Source organism: Luteolibacter sp. AS25, from assembly GCF_046736275.1.
GTDB lineage: Bacteria > Verrucomicrobiota > Verrucomicrobiia > Verrucomicrobiales > Akkermansiaceae > Luteolibacter.
The window spans coordinates 211,752-235,060 of sequence record NZ_CP151837.1 but is presented as its reverse complement, the minus strand read 5'-3'; the positions used below and the strand labels follow the sequence as shown (position 1 = coordinate 235,060).

Below are 23,309 nucleotides of genomic sequence, written 5' to 3'. Positions count from 1 at the left end.
TCTTTGCCTCAGGCACACACACAGCTAATTATTTCACTATATGACCCCTCTCATTTACCTCACCCTGGTCTTGGTTCTCGGCGTAGCAGCCCAATGGATCGCCTGGAAATTCAAGCTCCCTTCCATCCTTCTACTCCTGGGATTCGGCTTTGCCCTCGGCCAATTCGCCGGGGTCCGCATTGATGATTTCCTCGCAACCGGAGACAGCCACTCGAACCCACTTCTCTCCGCCGTCGGCCTGCTCGTCGCTATTATCCTCTTCGAGGGAGGCCTTACCTTGAAATTCCGGGAGCTGAAGGAATCCGGTCTCCCCATCCTCCGTCTCTGCACACTTGCCGTCATCCTTTCCTTCGGCCTCACCACCGCCTTCATGACTCTCGGCCTGGGCTACGATATTCGCCTTGCCGCCCTTATCGGTGCCATCCTTACCGTCACCGGCCCCACCGTCATCGCCCCCCTCCTCCGCCATGTGAACCCGACCCGGAAAATGGCCTCCATTGTAAAATGGGAAGGCATCGTCGTTGACCCCATCGGCGCCATCCTCGCCGTTCTCGTTTTCAAAATCGCCGTCGCCAGTGATATCGCAGCCGCCCAATCCAGTATCCTCACAGCCATCGGAATGATGTTCGCAGTAGGCATCATCGGCGCACTCATCCTCGCAAAAATCGTGGAATTCCTTCTCAGGAAACACCTCGTCCCTGACTATCTTCAGCCCGTTTTCCTACTCGCTGTCGTCGCACTCGCCTTCACCCTCTCGAACATGGTCGAGAAAGAGGCCGGACTCCTCACCGTCACCGTTCTCGGCATCGCACTAGCCAACCAGCGCACCGTCTCGGTCCGTCACATCCTCGAGTTCAAGGAAAACCTCCGGATCCTGATCATCTCAGTCCTCTTCATCGTTCTTTCCGGCAGGATTTCCGCCGCAGAGCTTCATGAAACCCTTGGAAAAGGACTCTTCCTCATCGCCTTCCTCGTCATTATCGGCCGTCCCCTCTCTGTTCTCGCCTCCCTTCTATTTTCGAAAGGAACCAATTTCAAAGAGCGCATCTTCCTCGCTGCCCTCGCACCGCGCGGCATCGTCGCAGCAGCCGTTACCGCCATCTTCGCCCTGGAATTCGAGGAGATCGCTCTCGCTGGAAACTTCGGCCCAGACACTTCCTCCACCATTCTCAGCCAGTCCCAGGAGCTGGTCCCACTCGTCTTCCTGGTCATCGTCGGCACTGTATCCATCTACGGCCTCGCCGCCACTCCACTGGCCCGCCGCCTGGGCCTCGCCGCGAAAAACGCCACCGGAATCCTCTTCGCCGGTGCAGACCAATGGGCCCGCCAGGCTGCGAAAGTTCTCCACGACGACAACCACCGGGTTCTGCTTCTCGATACCAACTACGGGAACATATCCTCCGCAAAAATGCTCGGACTCGAAGGAAAATCAGCAAACATCCTCTCGGAATTTGCCGAAGAAGAACTCGATCTCAACGGGATCGGCGCCCTCATCGCCGGCACTCCCAATGATGAGGTCAACTCCATGGCAGCCCAACGCTTCATCCACCAGTTCGGCCGCGCCGGTGTTTGGCAGCTCGCCCCCTCGGACCGCGACCAGCATCACCGCAAGGCTATTTCAGGGGACATCCGCAGCCAGAATGCCTTCACCGACCGCCCGGACCACGCGATGCTCACCAAAATCGTCTCAGAAGGTGGCCAGATGAAGAAGACCCTCATCACCGAGAAATTCGACTTCGAGAAATTCATGGAAACCTACCCTGCGGCCATCATCATGTTCCTCAGCGACAACAAAGGCCTCCGCATCGCCCCGCCGGATCTCGAAGACGTGCACGAGGATACAACCATCTTCTCACTGATCCCCAAGGACGAGCTTCCGGACCCGGTTTAAGTTCTACTCACCGCTATTCAGTATCAAAACGGGATCCCCGGTAATCTCCGAAAGCATTTTCTTCACAGCACGCTTCCGGGATTTCAAATCATCGAGGGCCTCCTTCGTATCGGTGAACCTATCTTCGTAATTCACCTTGCTGGCTGCCCGCGCCAGATCCCTCATCGTCGAGGCTATCCCCTGCCCGGCGCTCAGCAAATCCTGATCCTGGCTATCGGTATAGCGCTCCAGGCCGCTCAAACGTTCGCGCAGTTCTTCATATTTCACCTGCACCGCGGTTACCCCTCCGTCCGCGTGGACCTGGTGGACCTCTTTGATTTCCACCGGATCGATCATCCGCAAAATCTCCGCCGCCAGCAGCTTCCGCGAAAGCACCCGGGGCCGCCCGCCGGCTCCTTGGATCGCCAATAGTTTGGCTGATGCATGAAATGGAGCCACCTTCGCCAGATCCTCCAAACGCTGCCTTACAAAGGTGTTTGCCAGGAAGCTCCACACAAATTCGCCCTTGGACCTCTTCCGGATCTCGGCAAATTTCGCGAAAATCTCAGCATCCTCCTCCGAAGGCTCGGTTCTCGCCAAACGGATTAGTTCCTCCGCATCCCTCGCCAGCAAGACCTCATATTTCAGAAAAAATTCAGGCTTCTCCAGCACCAGAACGCCCATCAGATACTCGTAGGCCTCCGCCGGCAGTATCAGGCGTCCGCCATCCCCGCCTTGGATTGCCTCCAGGTCTCCCCAGAAATAATCAGGCAAAACAAACTTACCTTCCCCATCGATTTTACCGATCACCGCTGTATTCACACCTTTCCCGGAAATAGCAGACTCTGCCAAAAGAAATGCTGCTCCGGAGATATCTTCCCCGTTCATTTTGTAGGAATACTTGCGCAATCCATCCGCGGAAATCCTGATCACACCGCGCTCCGGGACAGCGCCGTGGATCTTCATTAGCGCCGCGTTCACAGTCTTCTCAATCCTCTCCCCGGATTTACCGTCGCTGGATAGACTATCGATCTTCACCCGGAAACCTTCCTCGCCACCCTCCGCCCCGTTCGCCTTCATGGAAAATTTCACAGGAGCCAGCTGATACGGCTCATCCGGGCGAGCACGCTGAAAGGAAACACTTTCCACCCGACCTTCGCCCAGCTTGATCCCGGGCATATCGGGCTTCTTGCCGGGCTCATCGGGAAGTTCGTCACTTACCGTTTCCGCTGCCTGCGGCTCATTTTTCACCACCGTCTGGACCTTGAAATCAGAGAGCGGAGCCACCCAATCCTCCCATCTTCCCTTATCACCACCTTCCCGAATCCCCTTCGATAAAGGATTCCCAGCATCCAGCACACTGAGGGAATCCCCCATCAAGGCAGCCAAAAGATTCCCATCCTTACCCGCTGCTTCAGTCTCCAGCCATGCATGAACCTGCCAGATCCGTGCCTTCGCCATCGTCAAATCCTTCGAATCCTCCTCCGGCAACGTCTCCCCCCTCTCCAAAGCCCTGATAAACTCCCGGGCCGTCTTGTTTTCAGGATCCAGCGCCAACGCCAACGCAAGGGCCTGCGCGACAGCCCTCCTCTTCTCCGCCGTGCCCATCGTCCCGACCTGCGGGAGAACCGTCAGCCCTTTGGATAAATCGATCATCGTATTCACCGAAATAGGCAAAAGATCCCTGCGGAACGGAGGGACCACATCGGCAGGCCCCACAAAAGGCCCCGCATACAAAGCCGTCACAAGAAGCCCCGCCACCGCGGCTCTAAGAAAATTAAAAAACAAAAAACGCATATCTTTGGCTCCTAGCCTTTCATTTTTACGCAATCGGACAAGAGAACATTGCAGCCGCGCCCCGATTCCTGCAAATCTCCGCCATGGAGGAGATCAACGTTCAAATCACCACACGCGAGGAAGTCATGTTTTTCGATACAGATTGCGGCGGAGTCGTCCACAACATCGCCTATCTGCGCATGATCGAAACCTGCCGCACCCGCCTCGCGGCAAAACTAGGGATGGACCTTAAGAAGATGTCGGAAACATTGCTCTTCCCCGTAGTCACCCGCACCGAGATCGATTACAAACGCTCCGGAAAACTCGGCGATTGGATTCAGATCGTCGGAAAAATTGGAAAAGTTGGCTCCGCCCGCTTCTGGTGCGAGTTCGAGCTCACCCGCGAATCCGATGGCACACTCCTCGCCACCTCACGCCAGGCACTCGCCATGGTGCAGATGCCGGAAGGCAAACCCGTCCGCCTCCACCCGGAAAACTGGAACCGAGCATGAACCCCGCCCTCGAAACACTCGTTTTCGCCCTGCGCGAAACCCCGCTCCAGCCCGGCCGGACCCTTTTTCTGGGCGCCCAATACCACCCGGACCTTCCGGAATCTCTGGGCTACCAGCCGCTCAAACCCCTCGCCGAAGCCTGCCTCTCCGCCGGCATGGAGCTTACCGATCAGCCGGCCGGCAAATTCACCAACATCATCTTCCTCCCCGGGAAATCGAAGGAAGAAACCCTAGCCGGCTACGCCCTCGCCCACGATCTCCTGATTCCCGGTGGCACCTTCATTACCGCGCTATCCAATACCTCCGGCGCATCCCGCTTTGAGAAAGAACTCCGCCGCGCCACCCCCATCATAGCATCTGTTTCCAAAAACAAATGCCGCGCCTTCACCGCCTCCAACACAGAAGCCTGGAATGAGGATATTCTCCGGTCCTGGCAAGAAATCGCCCAGCCATCTCCTATATCCGGCACTGATTTCATCACCCGGCCCGGCGTTTTCAGCGCCAGCCGCATCGACCCCGGCTCCGAGCTCCTTGCGAAATTTCTACCCCCCTCCCTCCACGGCCAGGTTGCGGATCTCGGCGCTGGCTGGGGATACCTAAGCAGGATCGCCCTCGAAAAATCACCCAAGATCTCCGCTATTCACCTTTTCGAGGCAGATTCCCGCTCACTTTCCTGCGCCAGGGAAAATCTCCCGACCGGGAAAGCCGCCTTCCATTGGCACGATGTCACCACCGGACTCCCGGAGAAATACGATCACATCATCACCAATCCCCCCTTCCACTCCGCACAGAGCAAAGACCTTGATCTGGGGAAAGCCTTCATCTCCACCGCCGTCAGCTCTCTCAAACGTGGCGGCTCCCTCTACCTCGTTGCAAACAGGCAATTACCATACGAAGCACACCTCAGCTCCTTGGGCCTTAGATCCCGCCCGATTTTCGAAGACCACGCTTATAAAATCATTTTTTCCTCATGAAAATTAGGATTTGGCAGGATTTGCGCTATTTATAGTCCTATTGACGCAAGGATCTATCCATGCACAATCCCGCCGCAGCGGCGGAGACAGCCCTAATCCGCTGCGTGTCACACATAAGTCTCACGACCATAAACTAGAAAACTAGAAGAAAAATATGACCACCATCGCCATTAACGGTTTCGGCCGCATCGGACGTCTCGTCTTCCGCGCACTTGTTGAGCAAGGCCACCTCGGCACCACTTTCAATGTTGTCGCCGTCGGCGACCTCGTCCCAGCTGATAACCTCGCTTACCTCCTCAAGTATGACTCCACACAAGGCAAATTCGCCGGTGAAGTCTCATCCAAGAAATCCTCTCCCGAGCTCGAGGAAGACGACATAATCGTCGTCAACGGCCACGACATCAAAGTCGTTTCCGCCCGCACTCCTGAAGGACTCCCTTGGAAAGAACTCGGTGTCGACATCGTCATCGAATCCACAGGCCTCTTCGTAGAGGACAAACTCGCCCAAGGCCACATCACCGCCGGCGCGAAAAAAGTTATCATCTCCGCTCCTGGTAAAGGCGACGGCGTTGCCACATTCGTACAAGGCGTCAACGACGGCGACTACGATCCAGCCAAGCATCACCTCATCTCCAACGCTTCCTGCACCACCAACTGCCTCGCACCGCTCGTGCACGTCCTTCTCAAGGAAGGTTTCGGCATTCAGGAAGGGCTCATGACCACCATCCACGCCTATACAGCCACTCAGAAAACAGTGGACGGCCCTTCCAAGAAGGACTGGAAAGGCGGCCGCAGCGCAGCGATCAACATCATCCCTTCCACCACAGGTGCTGCAAAAGCAGTTGGCCTCGTATGCCCGGAAGTCAAAGGCAAGCTCACAGGCATGTCCTTCCGCGTTCCTACTCCAACCGTTTCCTGCGTAGACCTTACCGTGAAAACAGTGAAGGAAACATCCCTCGAGGAAATCAACGCAGCCCTCAAAAAGGCTTCCGAGACCTACCTCAAAGGCATCCTCAACTACACCACCGATGAAGTGGTTTCCACAGACTTCGTGCACGATCCGGCATCCTCCATCTACGATGCAGGCTCCTCCATCGAGCTCAACTCCACCTTCTTCAAACTCATCAGCTGGTATGACAACGAGTGGGGCTACTCCAACCGCGTTATCGACCTTCTCGACGACGTCGTCAAAAAAGGCATCTAACCCTTTGGAAGAGCCAAGCCAACCAGGCTAAAACTCTTCACGCAAGCGGGCTGTCCAAATCGGACAGCCCGTTTTTTTGTGCCCGGCATTCAAGACGAATAATGAAGACATCGGTAGTAACACGGGGGATCAGCTCCCCCATGAAATGGTTCTCTCTACCAAAACCTACTTCGCCACGTAGTCGTCGATACACTGCCTACGGGCCTCCAAATTCATGGAGGTCTCCGCATAAACAAAACTCTTTAACAGTGAAAGCGAGAGCAGGCAGCAGAATAACCTGTCCCACCCTCAGCTGGAAGTAACGGGACATACTCTTCCATCGAAATGATTGCTTTTCAGGCTCACAGCACACTTGGATTTCCGTAGTTGGAAATGCCTCACCGCATCTCTACTGCAATCTTCTCCAAAGTGGTTCCCAACATCTCTGGAATACCTAGTTACTTCCTCATCCAGGGCTAATCACCCATGGAAGAGATTCCTCTACCCCGCAGCCACAAGCTTGGCCGCCCTACGCCTTGCCTTCCACATATTCAGCAAAACCGCGTATCCCGCGAAGAAGGATACAAACAGTAGAGCGCCACCCGCAGCCTCCCATGGACTTAGCGCCTCTTTATACCAGTTCTTCAGTCCCAGCCCGAAAGTGCCTCCATAGAGCACCATCACGTGGAAAATATAGATCGCGAACGTCTCCTGCCCTACACGCCGCATCCAGCTAAGGCCAATTCCCCAGCGGATCTCGATCCAGCGCAGCAGACCCAGGAAAAACACCACCTGTGAAGCACGCCCCGCAAACCACGAAAATCCTTCGATCACCTCCGCGCTCAAACCCGGAATTTCCGGAATCACACCCCAAAGCAGTCTCAATCCCAGCGCTACCAGAAACAGCCAATACTTGGCCATTGCTCCCGTCCCGGATACCCGCTCATTCCGAAGGAATGCTCCCAGTGCTCCCCCGAGAAGTGGAAACGCTAGCCACGGGACAATCGGGAAAACCGAATACTTCCCGCGGAACATATTCTGCACAAGCTGCGGCGCACCCTCGGGGAAATACGCCCCCTCCGGCAGACCCTTCATCCACGAGTAAAACATCAGGGCCACGACCAACGTAATAAGGTAGCCCACATACAGCGGAAGCTTTTTGAAAAAACTGCAGATCCACGCCACCAGAATCAGGAGGATCAGGCCCATCCCGATACACTGCAGGACGTGGAATGCGTAAAACCAATCGCTGAAATTTCCCCGCAGATAATCGCGCCAACTCTTGATCCACAGCTGCAGGACATACCCCCAAACCAGCAACTCTCCGGCCCTCATAAGCCCCTTTCTTACACGCACCCGCTTCCAGAAATGCACCTCCTTCGCGCCCATCAACAGATAGGTGAAAATCATCCCCGCCACCGTGAAAAACAGTGGAGCGGTAAATCCACGGATGAAGTTCCACACCATATATACAGGGTGATCCTTATAAAGTGCCTGATCGGCCAAAGTCAGTCCCACGAAGTGCCCCTCCAGCATCAGCAAAATAGCAATCGCTCGTGCCAGATCGATAAATTTCAATCTCACTTTCGGTTTCTCAATCGCCGCCTCACCCATGTCCATAAGCAATGCCTATATAGCAGCTTGGAGACCAGCCCATTCTGAAACCCTTCCATCAAAGGTTACTCCTCGAGATTCACAATTGTTTCCGGCATCGAGAACCTCAGAACCTCTTCGTATACCGGATCATCCACGCCCTCCGGCACTTGGGCCAGCATCCTGAATATCATCTTTGTTTGCCCGTCCCATCTCTCGGGCGTGAAATTAAACAAATAACTTCCGAGCGCCTCTTCCGGGAGATCCTTGTCCTTTTTCAGCATCTCCACCGCCACGCGCTCCATCGCTGAATCAATCGCGACCACTTCCACCCGCGGATACTCCGGTGATCGACCGGGGAAAATCTGAATCCTAACAACAATTGCAGATCCGAACCGGGCCTGCTCTTCCACCAACAACGCCTTCCCGTCCCCACGCCAGACCCAATTCAAAGCACCGCGATTTTTCCGGAAACCACCCGTCGCAAAATAACTCGAACCGGTGGTCCCCACGATGTGCCCGCCCTTCAGGTCCACCACATAATTTTCAACCGAATCCAGACTCACACCCTCTGCCAGCCCCCCGTCGTCGGTAAGACTCATATAGCCATCCTTTATCCCCCACGCCAAACCGAAACGACCATCCGGCGACTCACTCCCTTCAAATAAAACATACCGGACCCCTTCCCCGAACAATGGCAAAGCCGTGAAAGCCAAACAAAACACCAAGCTAAATATACATAAACGCCTCATACCAGGAGTTTGGCATCCGTAGCGCCATTATCAATTACCGAAACTGTCAGTAATATTTCCCTAAAATCTTACTGGCCATAAAGTTAATTAATCAATAAATTCAGAACTCTCGGAAAATCCAAAAACCCAAAAAATGACCCATATCCGACTATCAGCTTTATGGCTGCTACTTCTTGGTGGCGCAATTGCCCACGCAGACGTCCTTTACCAGGACTCCTTTGATAACGATGGTCTTGCCACAAATGCCGGAACCGGCGGTGGTGCGGCAAATAGAACCATACAGGGCCACTCCTGGAACGACGACGGCAACGCCACGTTCAGCACCAGTGGCACAAGCTACACGAGGAGGGCGATTCTGTATTCAACCAATACCTTCCAGTCCGACACTGGCTTTGTAATGAGGGTAAACTTCAAAACAGGATCTGTCGGAAGCTCGCTCGCACACAATCTCTCCTTCGGCCTGATCAGCAGCGAGACCGACCTCTCAACCTACACCGGCTTCAATCCTTTCCGCGTAGATACCAGCGTCTACAGTATTGGCGCAAATGTAACGGCTGATGGAGGAACAGCCACCAGAGGTCTGAATTTCGCAGACCAGGCGACAGTGACGACACTGGATCAATCCGGAACCCGGGTCCAGTTTCAGGCCGGTCAGACATGTGAGGTGACTATAGAAATCGGAAAAGGCGGGTATTGGTGCTACCGAATCGATGGCATATACGAAGCCTCCGGCGTATTGCCTGAAGGCTTTGACCTGACGAAGAACTACCGAGTGGCTGTCTATGGCCAGGACGATAATGGCGGTGGAAAAGCCATCGAATCCATCCAGCTCGAAAGCGGATATGCCAATGGCGAACGCGCAGAACATATCAAGGGCACTTGGTCCGGCGGCTCCGGTGTGGTCTGGCAGATGGCTGATTTCAAAACACACGATACGAAACAGGTAACTTTCAACTCTGGTGCTTCGGAGTCCGCCCTTCATTTTGCCCAGAGCAAAATCCTGGAGACTGTAGATCCCAGTCTCACAATAGTTCCTGCGTGGGGGGATTTAAGTCAGGACGAGCCTGACAACGACATCATGCTCGCCAAGATCCTGGAAATCAGGAATGCCGGATTTTACGTGAAGGGCTATAGTAATTGTAAAAACCTCACGGGCACAAATGGTGCCATTTTCGACGCAGCAGTGGCCAGCTGGCAGAATTATTGCGATACCGACCCTGAAATCCAGGCTTTCATCAATAGCAAACCGTTCCACCGTGGAGTTTGGAATAGCGCCACACAAACGTATGTGGCGGATGCTGATGGAGATGGTGAGGATGATTACCCGGAGCGCAAATACATGTTTTGTTACGCGGAATTCGTTCTCAAGGATTACGCGTTGCGCTATGGACATCTCATTGACGAGTGGATCTTTGATTCCGGGGATGACATGCCGGCGAATGGCGATAATGACGGCAGCGGTGTTATCGAGGAACAGCGGATCTACCAGGCTTTCACCAACGCCATCCATGCAGGTAATCCTGATATCCCGGTCGCCTATAACAATGGTAGGAGCTCGGTAAACTATAATAGTTTTCCGTTTGCCGCCGCAGTTCAATTTGAAGACTTCACCTTTGGTCATGCCTACGGAGGAAATAATGACCACGCCAGCGAAACATCAGGGACATACGGTCGGAACTACAATCACGTGACCCGCATGGTGGAAACCAATGGCTACGTGCATGATGGAGGAAGCTGGACCTGGGATGACCTGGTCGTCGGGAATTACCACTCCAAGGTCGCCACCACAAAATGGGAAGATGGTCCCATCAATGCATGGGAAGGCAAGGAGGCGGACTTCCTCCGATGGAACCTCGAAGCGCTGAAAGCAGGCGGGTCCATGACTTGGGGAGGTTCAAGCTACACATCCCAGGGGGTGACCCAGCTAAGACCATGGGCCTATGATCTGTTCAAGATGCTGGATGACCATTTGGCCCAATACCAGAATCCCGGCGCTCCAAACTGGACGAGAGGAAGGACGATCCTGCCTGAGGCAATCATCGGACAGACTTACTATCACGTTCTGGAAGAGGAAAAAGATTTCTGGGATCCGGAAGGCGATGAAATTGACGCTGTATGGGCTCAGGCAGGTGGACCTTCATGGTTGAGTATTTCCCGTGACCCGAACGATACTCGCGCTTGGATTTTGAGCGGTGTCCCTACCGAAACGGACGCAACTTCCCACAAGTTCAATCTGCGAGTCAGGGATGTGAATATTGAGGCGAGATCCCGCGAGGTGGAACTGCAGGTTATTGAGAATCCCGTCACCTTTGACAACACAGGAGGTGGAGCACCGGTCTGGATTTCATCTCCCCTAATACTTCCCGATGCCTATAAGCGTGGGGATTATGAATATCTGATCAAGCGCGGACGGGATTTCGAGGATTTCGATGGGGACGCGCTGACGATGACAGCTGTTGGAGGTGCGTCATGGGTGCACTTGGAACAAGTGGCTCCGGATCTCTGGAAGCTGAGTGGCATCCCGGGCGATGCGAATTCCGGTTCCAATACAGTTCAGGTGGCATTGAGCGATGGCTCCCAGACCACTCAGGTGAACCTACAGATCACTGTTACGGATGCGCAATTTCCCCCCATGGAAACAAACTCGATCAATGGTGGTGCGTATTGGACCTCATTGGCAGCTTCACTGGGAACAACTGACGAACTGAGCTACTCCAACGGCGGCACCAACTACGACTACCGCTCGCTGATGTATTCAAGCGAGACATATCAATCGGACACGGGATTTACCCTCAGGTTCAATTATACAACCGGAACCATTAACAGCAGTCTGGGGCATAATTTTTCCTTCGGTCTGATCAGTGCGGATACAGATGTGGCCAGCTATGCAGGGTTCAATCCCTTCGCTACGGATACCAGCGTTTACAGTCTGGGTGTGAATGTCGCCGGAAACCGGGGGCTGAAGTTCACGAATGGCTCCGCGGTCACAACACTCGACCAATCAGGCACAAACGTGGAATTTATTGCGGGAGCTTCCACCGAGGTAGTAATTGAAATAGGCCCCAATGGCGCATGGAGTTATTCAATCAATGGTATTGAGGAAGCATCCGGGGTCATCGCTGGAGGCTTTGATCTCAGCAAAGAATACCACGTTGCCGTTTACGGTCAGGACGACCACGGCGGCGGTAAAAGCATCCAGTCCATAGCCGTGGATTTCAACATGCTTTCGGTCAATGGACTCGTCGCAAATCAGTCGACGGACAACGCTGATGGGACGGCGGTCTCCGGCTCATCCGCACAATCCCAGAATACCACCGCAATCAACGGAATCTGGGTAACCGGACTGGAGGGCACTGCCACGGATTTCAACGGCAGCAAATCCAATACGATCCTACCTGAGGAAGCCTCTACCGATATCAACAATCCCGCTGGCATTCGCATCTCCGAATACTACCTCACTACCGGCGATTTCACCGGAACCCAGAAGACTCTCGTTCTCGACCAGAACCTTGCCGATGACTACTTCATTCTGGTACGCGGCTCACATGATGGCGATGGAAAATCCCTTCCCGACAATGACTATGTCCGTGTCACAGGGGTGCCATATGGCGGCAATCGATACGCAGGAGATATGGTGGGAAGCGGAAGTAATAACCGGATTATCCTCACCCGCTCCGCTGCGACCTATGATTGGGAAGGTGTGATTACAGTCGTTGAATGCACGGAGCCAACCCATCAAGCTGGCTTCAGCCTGGTGGATCTCGTTTCCGTCGATGTTACGGGGAATTCGGGAACAGAAACCGTGACTGCCTGGAACAATATGAACCAGGTGGTCCTCTTCGGCGGATACCGTGGAGGCGGTGTGAACCTCGTAGACACACCCACCTCGGGATACGACAACGCGAGCGCCCACACCCGCTTCTACCCGAGCGGGAGTAACATCATCAACTGGACCCGGAATTCCGGAGGCGAGACTCTAATCGACGCCACTGCTACGGCTTTCGTCGTGGAGTGGGGCTCGGAGTGGAACGTTCAGCACCGTCTGGTAACAGGTAGCAACGGCGGAAACGGAGCCGATGCGACAGGTGAATATACCACAGCGGCCATCAACTCCGTATCCCGTGACAACACCTGGGTCTGGGGAACAGGCACCCGACTCGATTCGGGCGTGGGTGACGGAGCGGAAGGTTGCTTGGTAACCCTGGGAAATGGAGTGGATCAAAATGCCACCGAGAGCACAGTATCGGTAGGATCCGAATATACGGATACCTATTGGTTCGATGTTTATACCATGACCCACCCGGATCTGAAGGTGGATCACCGTTTCAAGACCGATGGCAATAGCGGAAACGCGGATCTGGCTCTCACCGTTGATTCAGCACCATCCGGCGCCCGATTTGGCTGGGTCTACAATGGCTGCAACGGAACGGGAGATTCGGTTACACGGGCCAAGCTATGGAGCAACTACACCGATGACGACGAAATCACTATAGGCCGGGGTAACTCCGGGCAGAATTTCCCGGCCTGGATCCAAGGGATCGATTTCTCAGGTCTGAACAAATAATGCACAAAGCGGAACCAGCAGCCATTTGTGTGCTGGTTCCTCTTCTTCTCAAGACTGAGCGAAAAACTCCGAAAAATGAGATACAAACAAATACTTGGGTTGATGGAGGTGATGCAGAATTTCTTATAAACGGAACAACATGGACTGATATCAACCAAGTCATAATAACCCGTGGCTATTCCGGACAGGATTTCCCGACTTGGATCCAAGGAATCTGAATATCCAAACATTTACGTCTATCGATTGAGCCAGTATACATCGGTATGCTGGCACTTTTGGGCCTATAACGGGCCGACTCTCGATTTAATATTTGGCCGATTCCGGAATCCCGTATATTTATCCTGCAATTTTTATTTACAAAAGAATCGCTCAAACGCATCTATAGCTCTCCAATTTTTAGTAAGATATACACGAGACACTGTAAAACACTACAGCCGCTTAGCTGTCCAATAGCACTACTGATTGGAACAAACCCAAAAAAACTATATGAAACATGCAAGATTGTGCATTTTATGCACTTCCCTGGCCCTCGGATTGTCCGCTCAGGCGGATACTTACGTGTCGACCAGCGGGTCCGACTCGAATCCCGGAACGCTCGCCGCTCCGTTTGCCACCATTCAGCACGCAGTTAACCAGTCTATTCCTGGTGACTCGGTTCTTATTCGTGGTGGTAGTTATCACGAAGCCGTAGATTTATCCGGCATCGCTGGCACCGCAGCGCGCCCAATAACTATAACCAATTACCAGAGCGAGGAGGTCGTCTTAGATGGCCGGATAGAAATCGAAACTGCATGGACTTTGGAAACAAGGAATAGCGTTAGCCTCCCGGCAGGCAATGATACGCCATCAGCAGACATTCCGGGGATCGGCAATGTCTACGTGACCACACTTCCCAATAGTATCGGAGACATTACCCAGTTGTTCGTTGATAACGAAGTGATGACGCTGGCACGCTTCCCTAACGCGCTGGCTTTTTCGGATCAGGTCTGGGGGAATGAAAAGTATCTTTACAAGTCTGCCCCGACTCATGGAACCGCTGTCGACCAGCCACAAAGTGGTGCCGATAATGTAGCTGATTCTAGTGTTTCTTTTACTGGATGTGTAATGGTATCTGGATCCCCCAGAGTTATTACCGCACACGCAACTGGAGATGCAGAGTTTACTCACAATGCTCCGCTCCGGTTGGAATCAGGAACAAGCCCGTATTTTTTAGAAGGAGGGTTAAATAATGCCGAACGTATTATGTTGGATAGATCGCAGGAATGGGCTTACGACGAATCCACTAAAAAGCTCTCTTTCTGGCCTAAGAATAACGCGAACCCAAATACCTTAAATGTGTATGGGAAAGAGCTGATACATTTTTTTACAGGAGATGCGACTACACAACACGTCAATTTTGATGGTCTGAATTTCTTTGCGACTACTGTCGATTTCAATTTTTCTGACCATATTACGATTCAGAACTGTGACTTTGATTACTACTCATCTACTGAACGAGCAATAGCCTCCGAGAAGCAAGCTAAGACGACAGATTTCACGGGAGGATCCACCGATTTCTGCGAAGATATTAGGGTCTATAACTGTAGCTTTAAATATGCCACTGACACGGGCTTCAATGCTAATTATATTGATGGGATTACAGTTGAAAACTGTTTGTTTTATAAGATTACCCATTATCAAATTGATGATCGGGACGATTATGGTCAGCGACGTGCACTTCATGCCGTGGATTTTAATAACGCGATGGATATTGTCTACCGCCGTAACACCGTTTCATACTCTTCAGCGCTACAATCGGTTCGTCTACGTCGCTATGTGAATGCAGATGAGATTCATCCTTTTGTTGCAGAATATAACTTCCATACCGAATGCTGCCTACTTGGAGGAGACGCTTCTAGCATGTATTCACCTCTGGAGCACGTATGGGAGTCCGTTGCCCGTAATAACTGGTTTATGGAGAATCTACGACGGGACTTCCGCTGGGATGGTCTCAATGCCGGTGTCGTAGGCACTCTCGATGGTAACATATATCGCAATGTTTCACATTCAATCAAATATTCTCATCGAGATAATGCCTACCGATTAAAAGGGGATTTCCATGAGGTCTATCATAACATTGCGGTTGGTGAGTATTCGAATTTCAATGTCGCCCAAGACAAAGGTGGAAACGCAAATACTTTTTCCCGCAACAATGCCGCCGATGTATTAAGCACTATTGTTGAGCAGTCCGTTGATCCCGACTATTTTGTAGCGGGTGGTGCGTGGGCTCTCGGTAGTAGCGATCGCGCAGAGAACGATTGGGGGCTGACCGGAATTGATTCAAATAACTATTCTCCTTCATTTTCTACTAGTTCACGAACTATGCATGACTTACTGCGCGATCCTGATAACTGGGATTTCCGCCCGCGGGCAGATGCGGTCGAACTGATCGACCAAGGCGTTCCAATCACATGCACGATCGATGGAGTCAGTGTCAATGTCACCGAGGGTTATCTAGGTTCCGCTCCAGATCTTGGAGCGTATGAGTATGGCGACAACACATACTGGATTCCTGGTAGACAAGAGGAGCAGGCTTCCATGCCAATTCCACGAAATGGAAGAGGTAATGCAAAACTTGATACAGACCTGATGTATCTCATCGGACTAAATGGTGTAAGCGCGAATATTTACTTCGGCACAAATCCCAATTCTCTGTCACTTCTGACCAGCAAGACTGATCCAGAAAATATCGTCACCTTGTCGGATCATACCACATTGAACAATAACACGACTTACTACTGGCGAGTCGACACTGTTATGGCCAGCAGAAGGGTTATCACTGGAGACGTTTGGTCCTTCAATACGCCGTATACTCCACTCGCGAACAAGGAGATCTTACCATGGACAAATAACTCAATCCAGAACGGGTATTGGTCAGAAGATGCTGACGGCGAGTTGGTCTATAATAATAGTGGCTCACAATTCTACAAAAGAGCGATTGCTTATTCAACTGATGCCCAGCAGTCGCATACTGGTTTCAGACTAACTGCATACTATACAACAGCTTCGATCGGTGATGTGCTTGCCCATAATTTATCTTTTGGACTCATCAGCACCGATACGGATCTATCCACCTATTCAGGTTACAACCCGTTCAAGGTGGATACCAGTGTTTACAGTTTAGGGGTGAACCTGACTGAGAATGGTGGTAATACTGCACAGGGACTCACCTTCACGGATGGGTCGACGAGAACCACTTTAGATCGATCCGGCGATTACATCCAATTCCCAGTGAATGAGTCCACGGAGGTTGTCATTGAGATCCTTCCTGGTGGCCACTGGAGTTACTCAATCAATGGAGTGACCGAAGCCTCGGGCGTCATTGAAGGCGGCTTTGATTTGACGAAGAGCTATCGTGTTGCGGTCTACGCTCAGGATGACAGCGGAGGTGAGAAATCTATACAGCATCTCTCGTTAGATAAAATCGCATCAGGCCTTATCGCGGACTGGTCGATGGATGAAAACTCCGGTGTGAACATAGCCGATGATTCTGGCAATAACTTTGACGCGTCTTCAGTAAATGGCACCAGAGTGGCCGGAATAGAGGGGAAAGCCATTGCATTCAATGGTAGCAGCTCCAGTGTCACGCTTCCTTCAGAGCCATTTTATTATCTCAATAATGAGGTTACAATGGCCTTCTGGGTCTACGGGGATACGACTCAGGCGAGAGCGGATACGCTCTTCGATGCGACCGACGGATCTGGAAATCGAGTTGTCAATATTAGCCTCCCTTGGAGCAATGGCTTCGTCTACTGGCATGCTGGCAATACAGGTTCAGCCAACGATCGTATTCTCAAAGCCGCCTCTCCTTCGGAATACAAAGATCAGTGGAATCACTGGGTCTTTACCAAGAACGCCTCTACAGGTCAGATGGCGATCTATCTGAACGGCAGTCTCTGGCTAAGTGGCACAGGCAACACACGGAGTATGGCAGGAATCACTACTGCTATACTAGGCAACGATCTTAACAATCAATCTTACGCTGGAATCATTGACGAAGTGAAGCTTTACAACGTTGCATTGAGTGCCAGCGAAGTTTCGGATCTGGCCTACAGTTATAAGACCATCAATGGTACACCAAGGGCCTGGTTGGTCAGCCACGGGATAGAACCCACCAACGCTGGTTCCCTGGGAGACGCCGATGGCGATGGCGTTGCCAACTGGCAGGAATACCAAAACGGAACAAATCCGACAGTTAATAATAATCCTGTAAGCAATAGTTCTGCAGGTATCAGGGTTACAGAATACTACCTGACTACCGGCGACTTTACCGGGACTAGCAAGATACTGGTTCTTGATCAGAATCTGGCTGATGACTACTTCATCCTTGTGCGTGGTTCACGTGATGGCGACGGAGGTTCTCTTCCTGACAATGACTACGCTCGTGTTACAGGAGTGCCATGGGGTGCTAATCTATACGCAGGAGATATGGTCGGTAGCGGAAGCGGCGATCGGATCATCCTCACCCGTTCTGCTGCGACCTATAACTGGGAAGGTGTGATCACTGTCGTTGAATGCACCAACCCAACAAGCGCAGCCGGCTTTGACCTTATCGACATTGCCTCAGTAGACATTTCCGGAAATTCTGGAACAGAAGTAGGAGCGGCATGGAGCGACATCAATCAAGTCGTCCTCTTCGGTGGATACCGTGGCGGCGGTGTAGGTTATACAGGCACTCCCACCACCGGCTATGACAACGCAAGTGCGCACACCCGGTTTTACCCAACCGGCAGTAACACAATCAGCTGGAACCGGAATTCTGCGGGTGAGACCTTGCTGGACGTCACAGCCACAACCTTCGTCGTTGAATGGGGCTCCGAATGGAATGTTCAACATAGCCTAGTTACAGGAAGCAACGGAGGAAATGGAGCCGATGCGACTGGTGAATACACTACCGTAGCCATTGATCCCGTCTCTCGTGATAAAACATGGGTATGGGCGACTGGAACTCGTCTCGATTCAGGTGTAGGTGACGGTGCAGAAGGCTGCCTTGTAACTCTCGGAAATGGAGTAAGCCAAAATGCGACTGAGAGCACCGTGGCAGTAGGTTCCGAATACACCGATACCTATTGGTTCGATGTCTACACCATGACCCATCCAGACTTGAATGTTGACTATCGTTTCAAAGGCGATGGAAGCAGCGGGAACGCTGATCTGGCTGTCACAGTTGACTCTACACCATCAGGCGCGCGCTTCGGTTGGCTATATAATGGATCCAATGGGACGGGGACTTCAGTCTCCCGAGCAAAGCTTTGGAGCCGTTATACAAGCGACACCGAAGTGACCATAAGTCGTGGTAACTCCGGGCAGAACTTCCCGGCGTGGATTCAGGGAATTGATTTCTCTGGTCTTAATAATTAATCGCTAAAACAAAAGCAGCAGTCACCAAGACTGCTGCTTTTTTATTTTATTAATTATATAAATGTTTTGATCGTGGTGGACTATGACTTTTATTCAGACAAAAATCCGAATAATTTATCGCCATATACTCCAGAGTAGCAGCACCCGCGAGCTCCTATAAGAGCGACTGGTGGCAATCGCAAACCGGTCATTTGACCAGTGGCTATATTGGCTTGGCCTTGTATGATTCTCCCCCTTGGAGTGATTTAATATTCAAAGGGAAAAACCTTATCAGGTCGCATCCTTTTATGTTTTTCTGAAAAAATTTAAATTTCTTTCCAGGATAAAAACCCAACACAATGAAATATAAACGAATATACACAGTTTCGGCATTCCTCCTTAGCGGGGCACTTGCTCAAGCGGATACCATCTACCAAGACAAATTCGATGGTGATGGACTGAGTACCAACTCAGGAGCGGGCGGAGGAGCCGTCAATCGAACAATAAATACAAATGCATGGGATGATACAGGCGATGCAAATTTCATTATAAATGGGACAGGATCCGGGGCCAGAGCCATCCTATATTCGGCCAATACATTCCAGTCGGACACAGGGTTCAAGCTTACAGTGCAATACACGGCTGGCTCGATTGCCAGCACAGGAGCAAATAGCCTCGCATTCGGACTTATCAGTGACGACACGAATATCTCCACTCTGAGCGGTGATAATCCCTTCCGTGCAAATAACAGTGTATATAGCATCGGTGCCAATGTGACAGCTGTTGGCGGAGTGGCTTCCCAAGGGCTCAACTTCACCAATGGATCAACACGTGTCACACTAGATCAATCTGGAACCAGAACTCAGTTCGTAGCAGGTGAAACCTGCGAGGTGACAATCGAGATCGGTGTCGGCGGCTATTGGTGCTACCGCATCAATGGTGAATACGAGGCTTCCGGTGCTTTGCCGGAAGGATTTGATCTAAGTAAGAATTACCATGTGGCAGTCTACGGCCAAGATGACAACGGCGGTGCCAAATCGATCCAATCCATCCAGCTTGAAACTGCCTATGCACAAGGCGAACGCGCTGAGAGTATAAGAGGTGGCTGGACTGGTGGACAGGGTGATGTGGAGAACATCAAGACACTCAAAACCATTCACTCCACGATAGCCCGACTTAACGAAGGTGCTATCGGTTCAGGAACACACAACGCTCCGCATAACCTATTGGAAAGCATTGCATTAGGGCTCTCATCTGTTGGCGGTGCTGAAATTGACGCACCAGTCCCTACATGGGGCGACCTGAGTCTAGGTGAGCCACAAAACGATCCATTCCTCGCGGAGATCCTGGGCGTTAGAGAGGTCGGGATTGGCGTGAAGGTTTACTCCAATTCTGAGAATTTCAACGGAACCAATACAGTCGCCCTTCAGGCCTTTACTGATCGCTGGAAAAACTATTGTGACACCAACCCGGAAGTTCAGGCGTTTATCAATAGCCAGCCTTACCACACCGGGATTTGGAACAGCACCACCCAGCAATACGAGGATGCTACAGCAACGTTTCCTGATAGGAAATACATGTTCTGCTATGCGGAATATGTGCTGAAGGAATACGCACTACGTTACGGCCAATATGTAAGTTCATGGGTTTTTGACTCTGCGGACGATATGGGAAAAAATGGAGATAGCGCAGGAACAGGAGTGATTGAGCAAGAGAGAATCTTCCAGGCATTTGCCAATGCTATTCATGCCGGAAACCCTGAAATCCCAGTTTCCTTCAATCGCGGGCGGATGGGCGATGATCTTATCACCGATTCATCTTTCCCGTATTCCCGCCCATCACGATTTGATGATTTTACATTTGGCCATGCTTATAACGGAAATAGCAGCCACGCCAGCACGGCAGTGAACCCAACCAGAAATGAAAGCATTTTTGTGAGCAACTACAGGCACGTCCAAAAAATGACGGAAAAGAACGGTTTCGTCCACGACGGAGGGATTTACACATGGGACGATGGAGTCGTGGGAAACTTCCACTCCAAGCTAGGCACTGCAAATTGGCAATACGGCGGGACCCAGGCATGGACTCAAGCAGATTTTAATCAGTGGAATCTGGAAGCCATGCAGGCTGGCGGTCATATGACGTGGGAGGGCTCCATAGTTCGAGGCCCCGAAACACTTCGCGGCTGGGCGCTTACACAGTTGCAGGAACTCGATGCACATTTGGCAGAATTCCAAAACCCCGGTCCACCAAGCTGGGCGCGGCATTACACCTGGCTTCCTGATGCCGATGATTCAAATTACAATCATACCCTAGTTGAGAACACCGACTTCTGGGATCCGGAAGGTGATAATATTACAGCAATCCTTCCATCTGGAAATGCTCCTTCGTGGCTCTCAATTTCTGAAAGCCCGAGCAACTCAGGTAACTGGGTTCTCAGTGGAGTTCCAACTGATGTATATTCCACGTCCTATACGTTTGATCTGATCTTGAGCGATTCTAATGGAATGGCAGGAAGCCGTGAGGTGACTTTATCAGTGAATGTCAGCGCCCTCGTTTACAACAACACACCAAGAGAGTGGCTGGCGAGCTATGGGATCGAAGCCTCTGACACTGGAGCGCAGGCCGACACTGATGGTGATGGCATTCAAAACTGGCAGGAATATCAGAACGGGACTGACCCAGCAGTGAATGATAGCCCCGCAGGAATCCGAGTCACAGAATACTACCTGACTACAGGAGACTTCACAGGAACTCAGAAAACCCTAGTTCTAGACCAAAACCTGGCAGATGATTACTTCATCCTTGTGCGCGGTTCACGTGATGGCAACGGGACATCTCTTCCTGACAACGACTACGCCCGTGTTACTGGCGTGCCTTATGGAGGCAACAGATACGCAGGAGATATGGTGGGAAGCGGCAATAACAACCAAATCATACTCACCCGCTCCACCGCGGCTTATGATTGGGAAGGTGTCGTCACCGTGGTTGAATGCACCAACCCAACAAGCGCAGCCGGCTTTGACCTTGTCGACATCGCTTCAGTAGACATATCCGGAAATTCAGGAACAGAAGTAGGAACAGCTTGGAATGACATCAACCAAGTCGTCCTCTTCGGTGGCTATCGTGGTGGCGGCGTGAGTTACACAGGCACTCCAACAACCGGCTATGACAACGCGAGCGCTCACACCCGCTTCTACCCCACCGGTAGCAACACAATCAGCTGGAACCGAAATTCTGCGGGTGAGACCTTGCTGGACGTCACAGCAACAACCTTTGTCGTAGAATGGGGCTCCGAATGGAATGTTCAACATAGCCTAGTTACAGGAAGCAACGGAGGAAACGGAGCCAATGCGACTGGTGAGTATACTTCTGTAGCGATCAATCCGGTTTCGCGCGACAACACATGGGTCTGGGGAACAGGAACCCGCTTGGACTCCGGTGTCGGTGATGGAGCAGAAGGCTGCCTTGTAACCCTAGGAAATGGTGTAAACCAAAATGCAACCGAGAGCACAGTGGCAGTGGGCTCTGAATACACGGATACCTATTGGTTTGATGTCTACACCATGACTCACCCTGACTTGAGTGTTGATAATCGTTTCAAGACCGATGGCAACGTAGGCGATACTGACTTGGCTGTTACAGTTAATTCCGCACCATCAGGCGCTCGTTTCGGCTGGGTTTACAACGGATGTAATGCAACCGGTGATTCCGTATCAAGGGCGAAGCTCTGGAGCCGTTATACGGACAATGATGAGGTTACCATAAGCCGCGGATATTCCGGCCAGAACTTCCCGGCCTGGATACAGGGGATCGATTTCTCCGGATTGAACAACTAAGAATCCATTTGCACCGGCATCCATCCGGGTGCCGGTTCTCGTTTCACCAAATACAACCAAGCATGACTAAAACTAAAAAAGTTTTTACCGTGGCCCTCCTGCTCGCTCTCCTGCTCGGTGCTGGAAGTCTTCTTCTACTCAGATCCGGGGACTCTCCACCGCTCGTCCAGGTTTCTGTGCCAGCAACGGTCCCGTCACCAAATCCGAAGCCATTGAAAGTCCAAAAAAGCTTCCAACTACAACCGGAGCTATCAACGAATAATAGTCCCGTTGAGGAAGCCGAAACGAACGCGATCCAGACCGTGGAAACCGAGAAGACACCCGAGGACTTATGTGAACTCCTACCTGAATGGATACGTGAGCATGGCGAGCTATTCCAGGATAGCCGTCAAATCAACGGCCAAACCGTCCTTCGCGCCCGGGGCCGCTACGAATGGGATGATAGCGGACGAATGGAGTTAGAAATATCCGATATCGGGGAGATGGCTGATGAACAACTGGTCAAAAGCCTCGGATTCAACCATGACCTTGAAGAAACCCATACAGAAAGCGGATTCACGACTACTTATGACGAACCCGGATACCGGATGAACCAAGAGTATGATTCAGTCGAAGAGAGCGGCAGTATCCAGCTACTCGTAAAAAACAGGTATTTGGTAGAGATACACATCGATAACATGCCGGTGGAAGCCTTTCAGGATATCCTGGACCAAGACGTTCCGTTTGAGGAAATCTTCAGTCGCACAAACGACTGAAATCTATGGGTCAGGACACCACTTGGTGGATTCGTTTCAGATATTTCGTTTAACCATCAGAGGTTGCACATTCGGGGTGAAATCACTCCCTCCCTATCCGCACACCTGATGC

The 23,309-nt window shown here is 51.9% G+C and carries 11 protein-coding genes; 8 read left to right on the top strand and 3 right to left on the bottom strand.

Features of this window, described 5'->3' with window-relative positions:
• Positions 1 to 40 precede the first annotated feature (40 nt).
• Positions 41 to 1,891, top strand: coding sequence for a cation:proton antiporter (locus tag AAGA79_RS01015; protein WP_411826921.1), 1,851 nt, complete (start codon positions 41 to 43; stop codon positions 1,889 to 1,891).
• 3 nt (positions 1,892 to 1,894) lie between these two features.
• On the opposite strand, the gene AAGA79_RS01010 is transcribed toward AAGA79_RS01015, so the two are convergent.
• On the bottom strand, positions 1,895 to 3,667 hold the full coding sequence (locus AAGA79_RS01010) for a hypothetical protein (protein ID WP_411826920.1): 1,773 nt from the start codon (positions 3,665 to 3,667) through the stop codon (positions 1,895 to 1,897).
• Positions 3,668 to 3,750: 83 nt separating this feature from the next.
• On the opposite strand from AAGA79_RS01010, the gene AAGA79_RS01005 reads away from it, so the two are divergent.
• From AAGA79_RS01005 to gap, 3 genes are all read left to right on the top strand, one after another.
• Positions 3,751 to 4,158, top strand: coding sequence for an acyl-CoA thioesterase (locus AAGA79_RS01005; protein ID WP_411826919.1), 408 nt, complete (start codon positions 3,751 to 3,753; stop codon positions 4,156 to 4,158).
• Entirely contained in the window at positions 4,155 to 5,132 is a 978-nt protein-coding gene (locus tag AAGA79_RS01000; RefSeq protein WP_411826918.1) for a class I SAM-dependent methyltransferase, read from the top strand. Before AAGA79_RS01005 ends, AAGA79_RS01000 begins: the two co-directional genes overlap by 4 nt.
• A 154-nt stretch (positions 5,133 to 5,286) precedes the next feature.
• Positions 5,287 to 6,336 (top strand): type I glyceraldehyde-3-phosphate dehydrogenase, encoded by a 1,050-nt coding sequence (gene gap / locus AAGA79_RS00995; protein ID WP_411826917.1) that lies wholly within the window; start codon positions 5,287 to 5,289, stop codon positions 6,334 to 6,336.
• A gap of 480 nt (positions 6,337 to 6,816) precedes the next feature.
• Here gap and AAGA79_RS00990 read toward each other — a convergent pair whose 3' ends face one another.
• Together AAGA79_RS00990 and AAGA79_RS00985 are read right to left on the bottom strand one after the other, a co-directional pair.
• Positions 6,817 to 7,935: a heparan-alpha-glucosaminide N-acetyltransferase domain-containing protein gene (locus AAGA79_RS00990; protein ID WP_411826916.1), complete on the bottom strand. Its 1,119-nt coding sequence runs from the start codon at positions 7,933 to 7,935 to the stop codon at positions 6,817 to 6,819.
• Positions 7,936 to 7,994: 59 nt separating this feature from the next.
• Positions 7,995 to 8,510: a hypothetical protein gene (locus tag AAGA79_RS00985; RefSeq protein WP_411826915.1), complete on the bottom strand. Its 516-nt coding sequence runs from the start codon at positions 8,508 to 8,510 to the stop codon at positions 7,995 to 7,997.
• Positions 8,511 to 8,793: 283 nt separating this feature from the next.
• Between AAGA79_RS00985 and AAGA79_RS00980 the strand changes: the two genes are divergently transcribed.
• The 4 genes from AAGA79_RS00980 to AAGA79_RS00965 all read left to right on the top strand — a co-directional run bounded on the left by AAGA79_RS00980 (position 8,794) and on the right by AAGA79_RS00965 (position 23,197).
• Complete coding sequence (locus AAGA79_RS00980; RefSeq protein WP_411826914.1) at positions 8,794 to 13,224, top strand: hypothetical protein; 4,431 nt, start codon at positions 8,794 to 8,796, stop codon at positions 13,222 to 13,224.
• A gap of 486 nt (positions 13,225 to 13,710) precedes the next feature.
• The gene (locus AAGA79_RS00975) at positions 13,711 to 18,624 is read left to right on the top strand and encodes a LamG-like jellyroll fold domain-containing protein (protein ID WP_411826913.1); all 4,914 of its coding nucleotides are present in this window, start codon (positions 13,711 to 13,713) and stop codon (positions 18,622 to 18,624) included.
• A 338-nt stretch (positions 18,625 to 18,962) separates the two neighbouring features.
• Positions 18,963 to 22,442, top strand: coding sequence for a putative Ig domain-containing protein (locus tag AAGA79_RS00970; RefSeq protein WP_411826912.1), 3,480 nt, complete (start codon positions 18,963 to 18,965; stop codon positions 22,440 to 22,442).
• A gap of 62 nt (positions 22,443 to 22,504) precedes the next feature.
• On the top strand, positions 22,505 to 23,197 hold the full coding sequence (locus tag AAGA79_RS00965) for a hypothetical protein (protein WP_411826911.1): 693 nt from the start codon (positions 22,505 to 22,507) through the stop codon (positions 23,195 to 23,197).
• The last annotated feature ends 112 nt before the right edge of the window (positions 23,198 to 23,309 follow it).

What these genes read in the sequence shown, in the direction of transcription:
- AAGA79_RS01015 (WP_411826921.1), top strand. Translation starts at nt 41, where the DNA reads ATGACCCCTCTCATTTACCTCACCCTGGTCTTGGTTCTCGGCGTAGCA.
- AAGA79_RS01010 (WP_411826920.1), bottom strand. Translation starts at nt 3,667, where the DNA reads ATGCGTTTTTTGTTTTTTAATTTTCTTAGAGCCGCGGTGGCGGGGCTT.
- AAGA79_RS01005 (WP_411826919.1), top strand. Translation starts at nt 3,751, where the DNA reads ATGGAGGAGATCAACGTTCAAATCACCACACGCGAGGAAGTCATGTTT.
- AAGA79_RS01000 (WP_411826918.1), top strand. Translation starts at nt 4,155, where the DNA reads ATGAACCCCGCCCTCGAAACACTCGTTTTCGCCCTGCGCGAAACCCCG.
- gap (WP_411826917.1), top strand. Translation starts at nt 5,287, where the DNA reads ATGACCACCATCGCCATTAACGGTTTCGGCCGCATCGGACGTCTCGTC.
- AAGA79_RS00990 (WP_411826916.1), bottom strand. Translation starts at nt 7,935, where the DNA reads ATGGACATGGGTGAGGCGGCGATTGAGAAACCGAAAGTGAGATTGAAA.
- AAGA79_RS00985 (WP_411826915.1), bottom strand. Translation starts at nt 8,510, where the DNA reads ATGAGTCTTACCGACGACGGGGGGCTGGCAGAGGGTGTGAGTCTGGAT.
- AAGA79_RS00980 (WP_411826914.1), top strand. Translation starts at nt 8,794, where the DNA reads ATGACCCATATCCGACTATCAGCTTTATGGCTGCTACTTCTTGGTGGC.
- AAGA79_RS00975 (WP_411826913.1), top strand. Translation starts at nt 13,711, where the DNA reads ATGAAACATGCAAGATTGTGCATTTTATGCACTTCCCTGGCCCTCGGA.
- AAGA79_RS00970 (WP_411826912.1), top strand. Translation starts at nt 18,963, where the DNA reads ATGAAATATAAACGAATATACACAGTTTCGGCATTCCTCCTTAGCGGG.
- AAGA79_RS00965 (WP_411826911.1), top strand. Translation starts at nt 22,505, where the DNA reads ATGACTAAAACTAAAAAAGTTTTTACCGTGGCCCTCCTGCTCGCTCTC.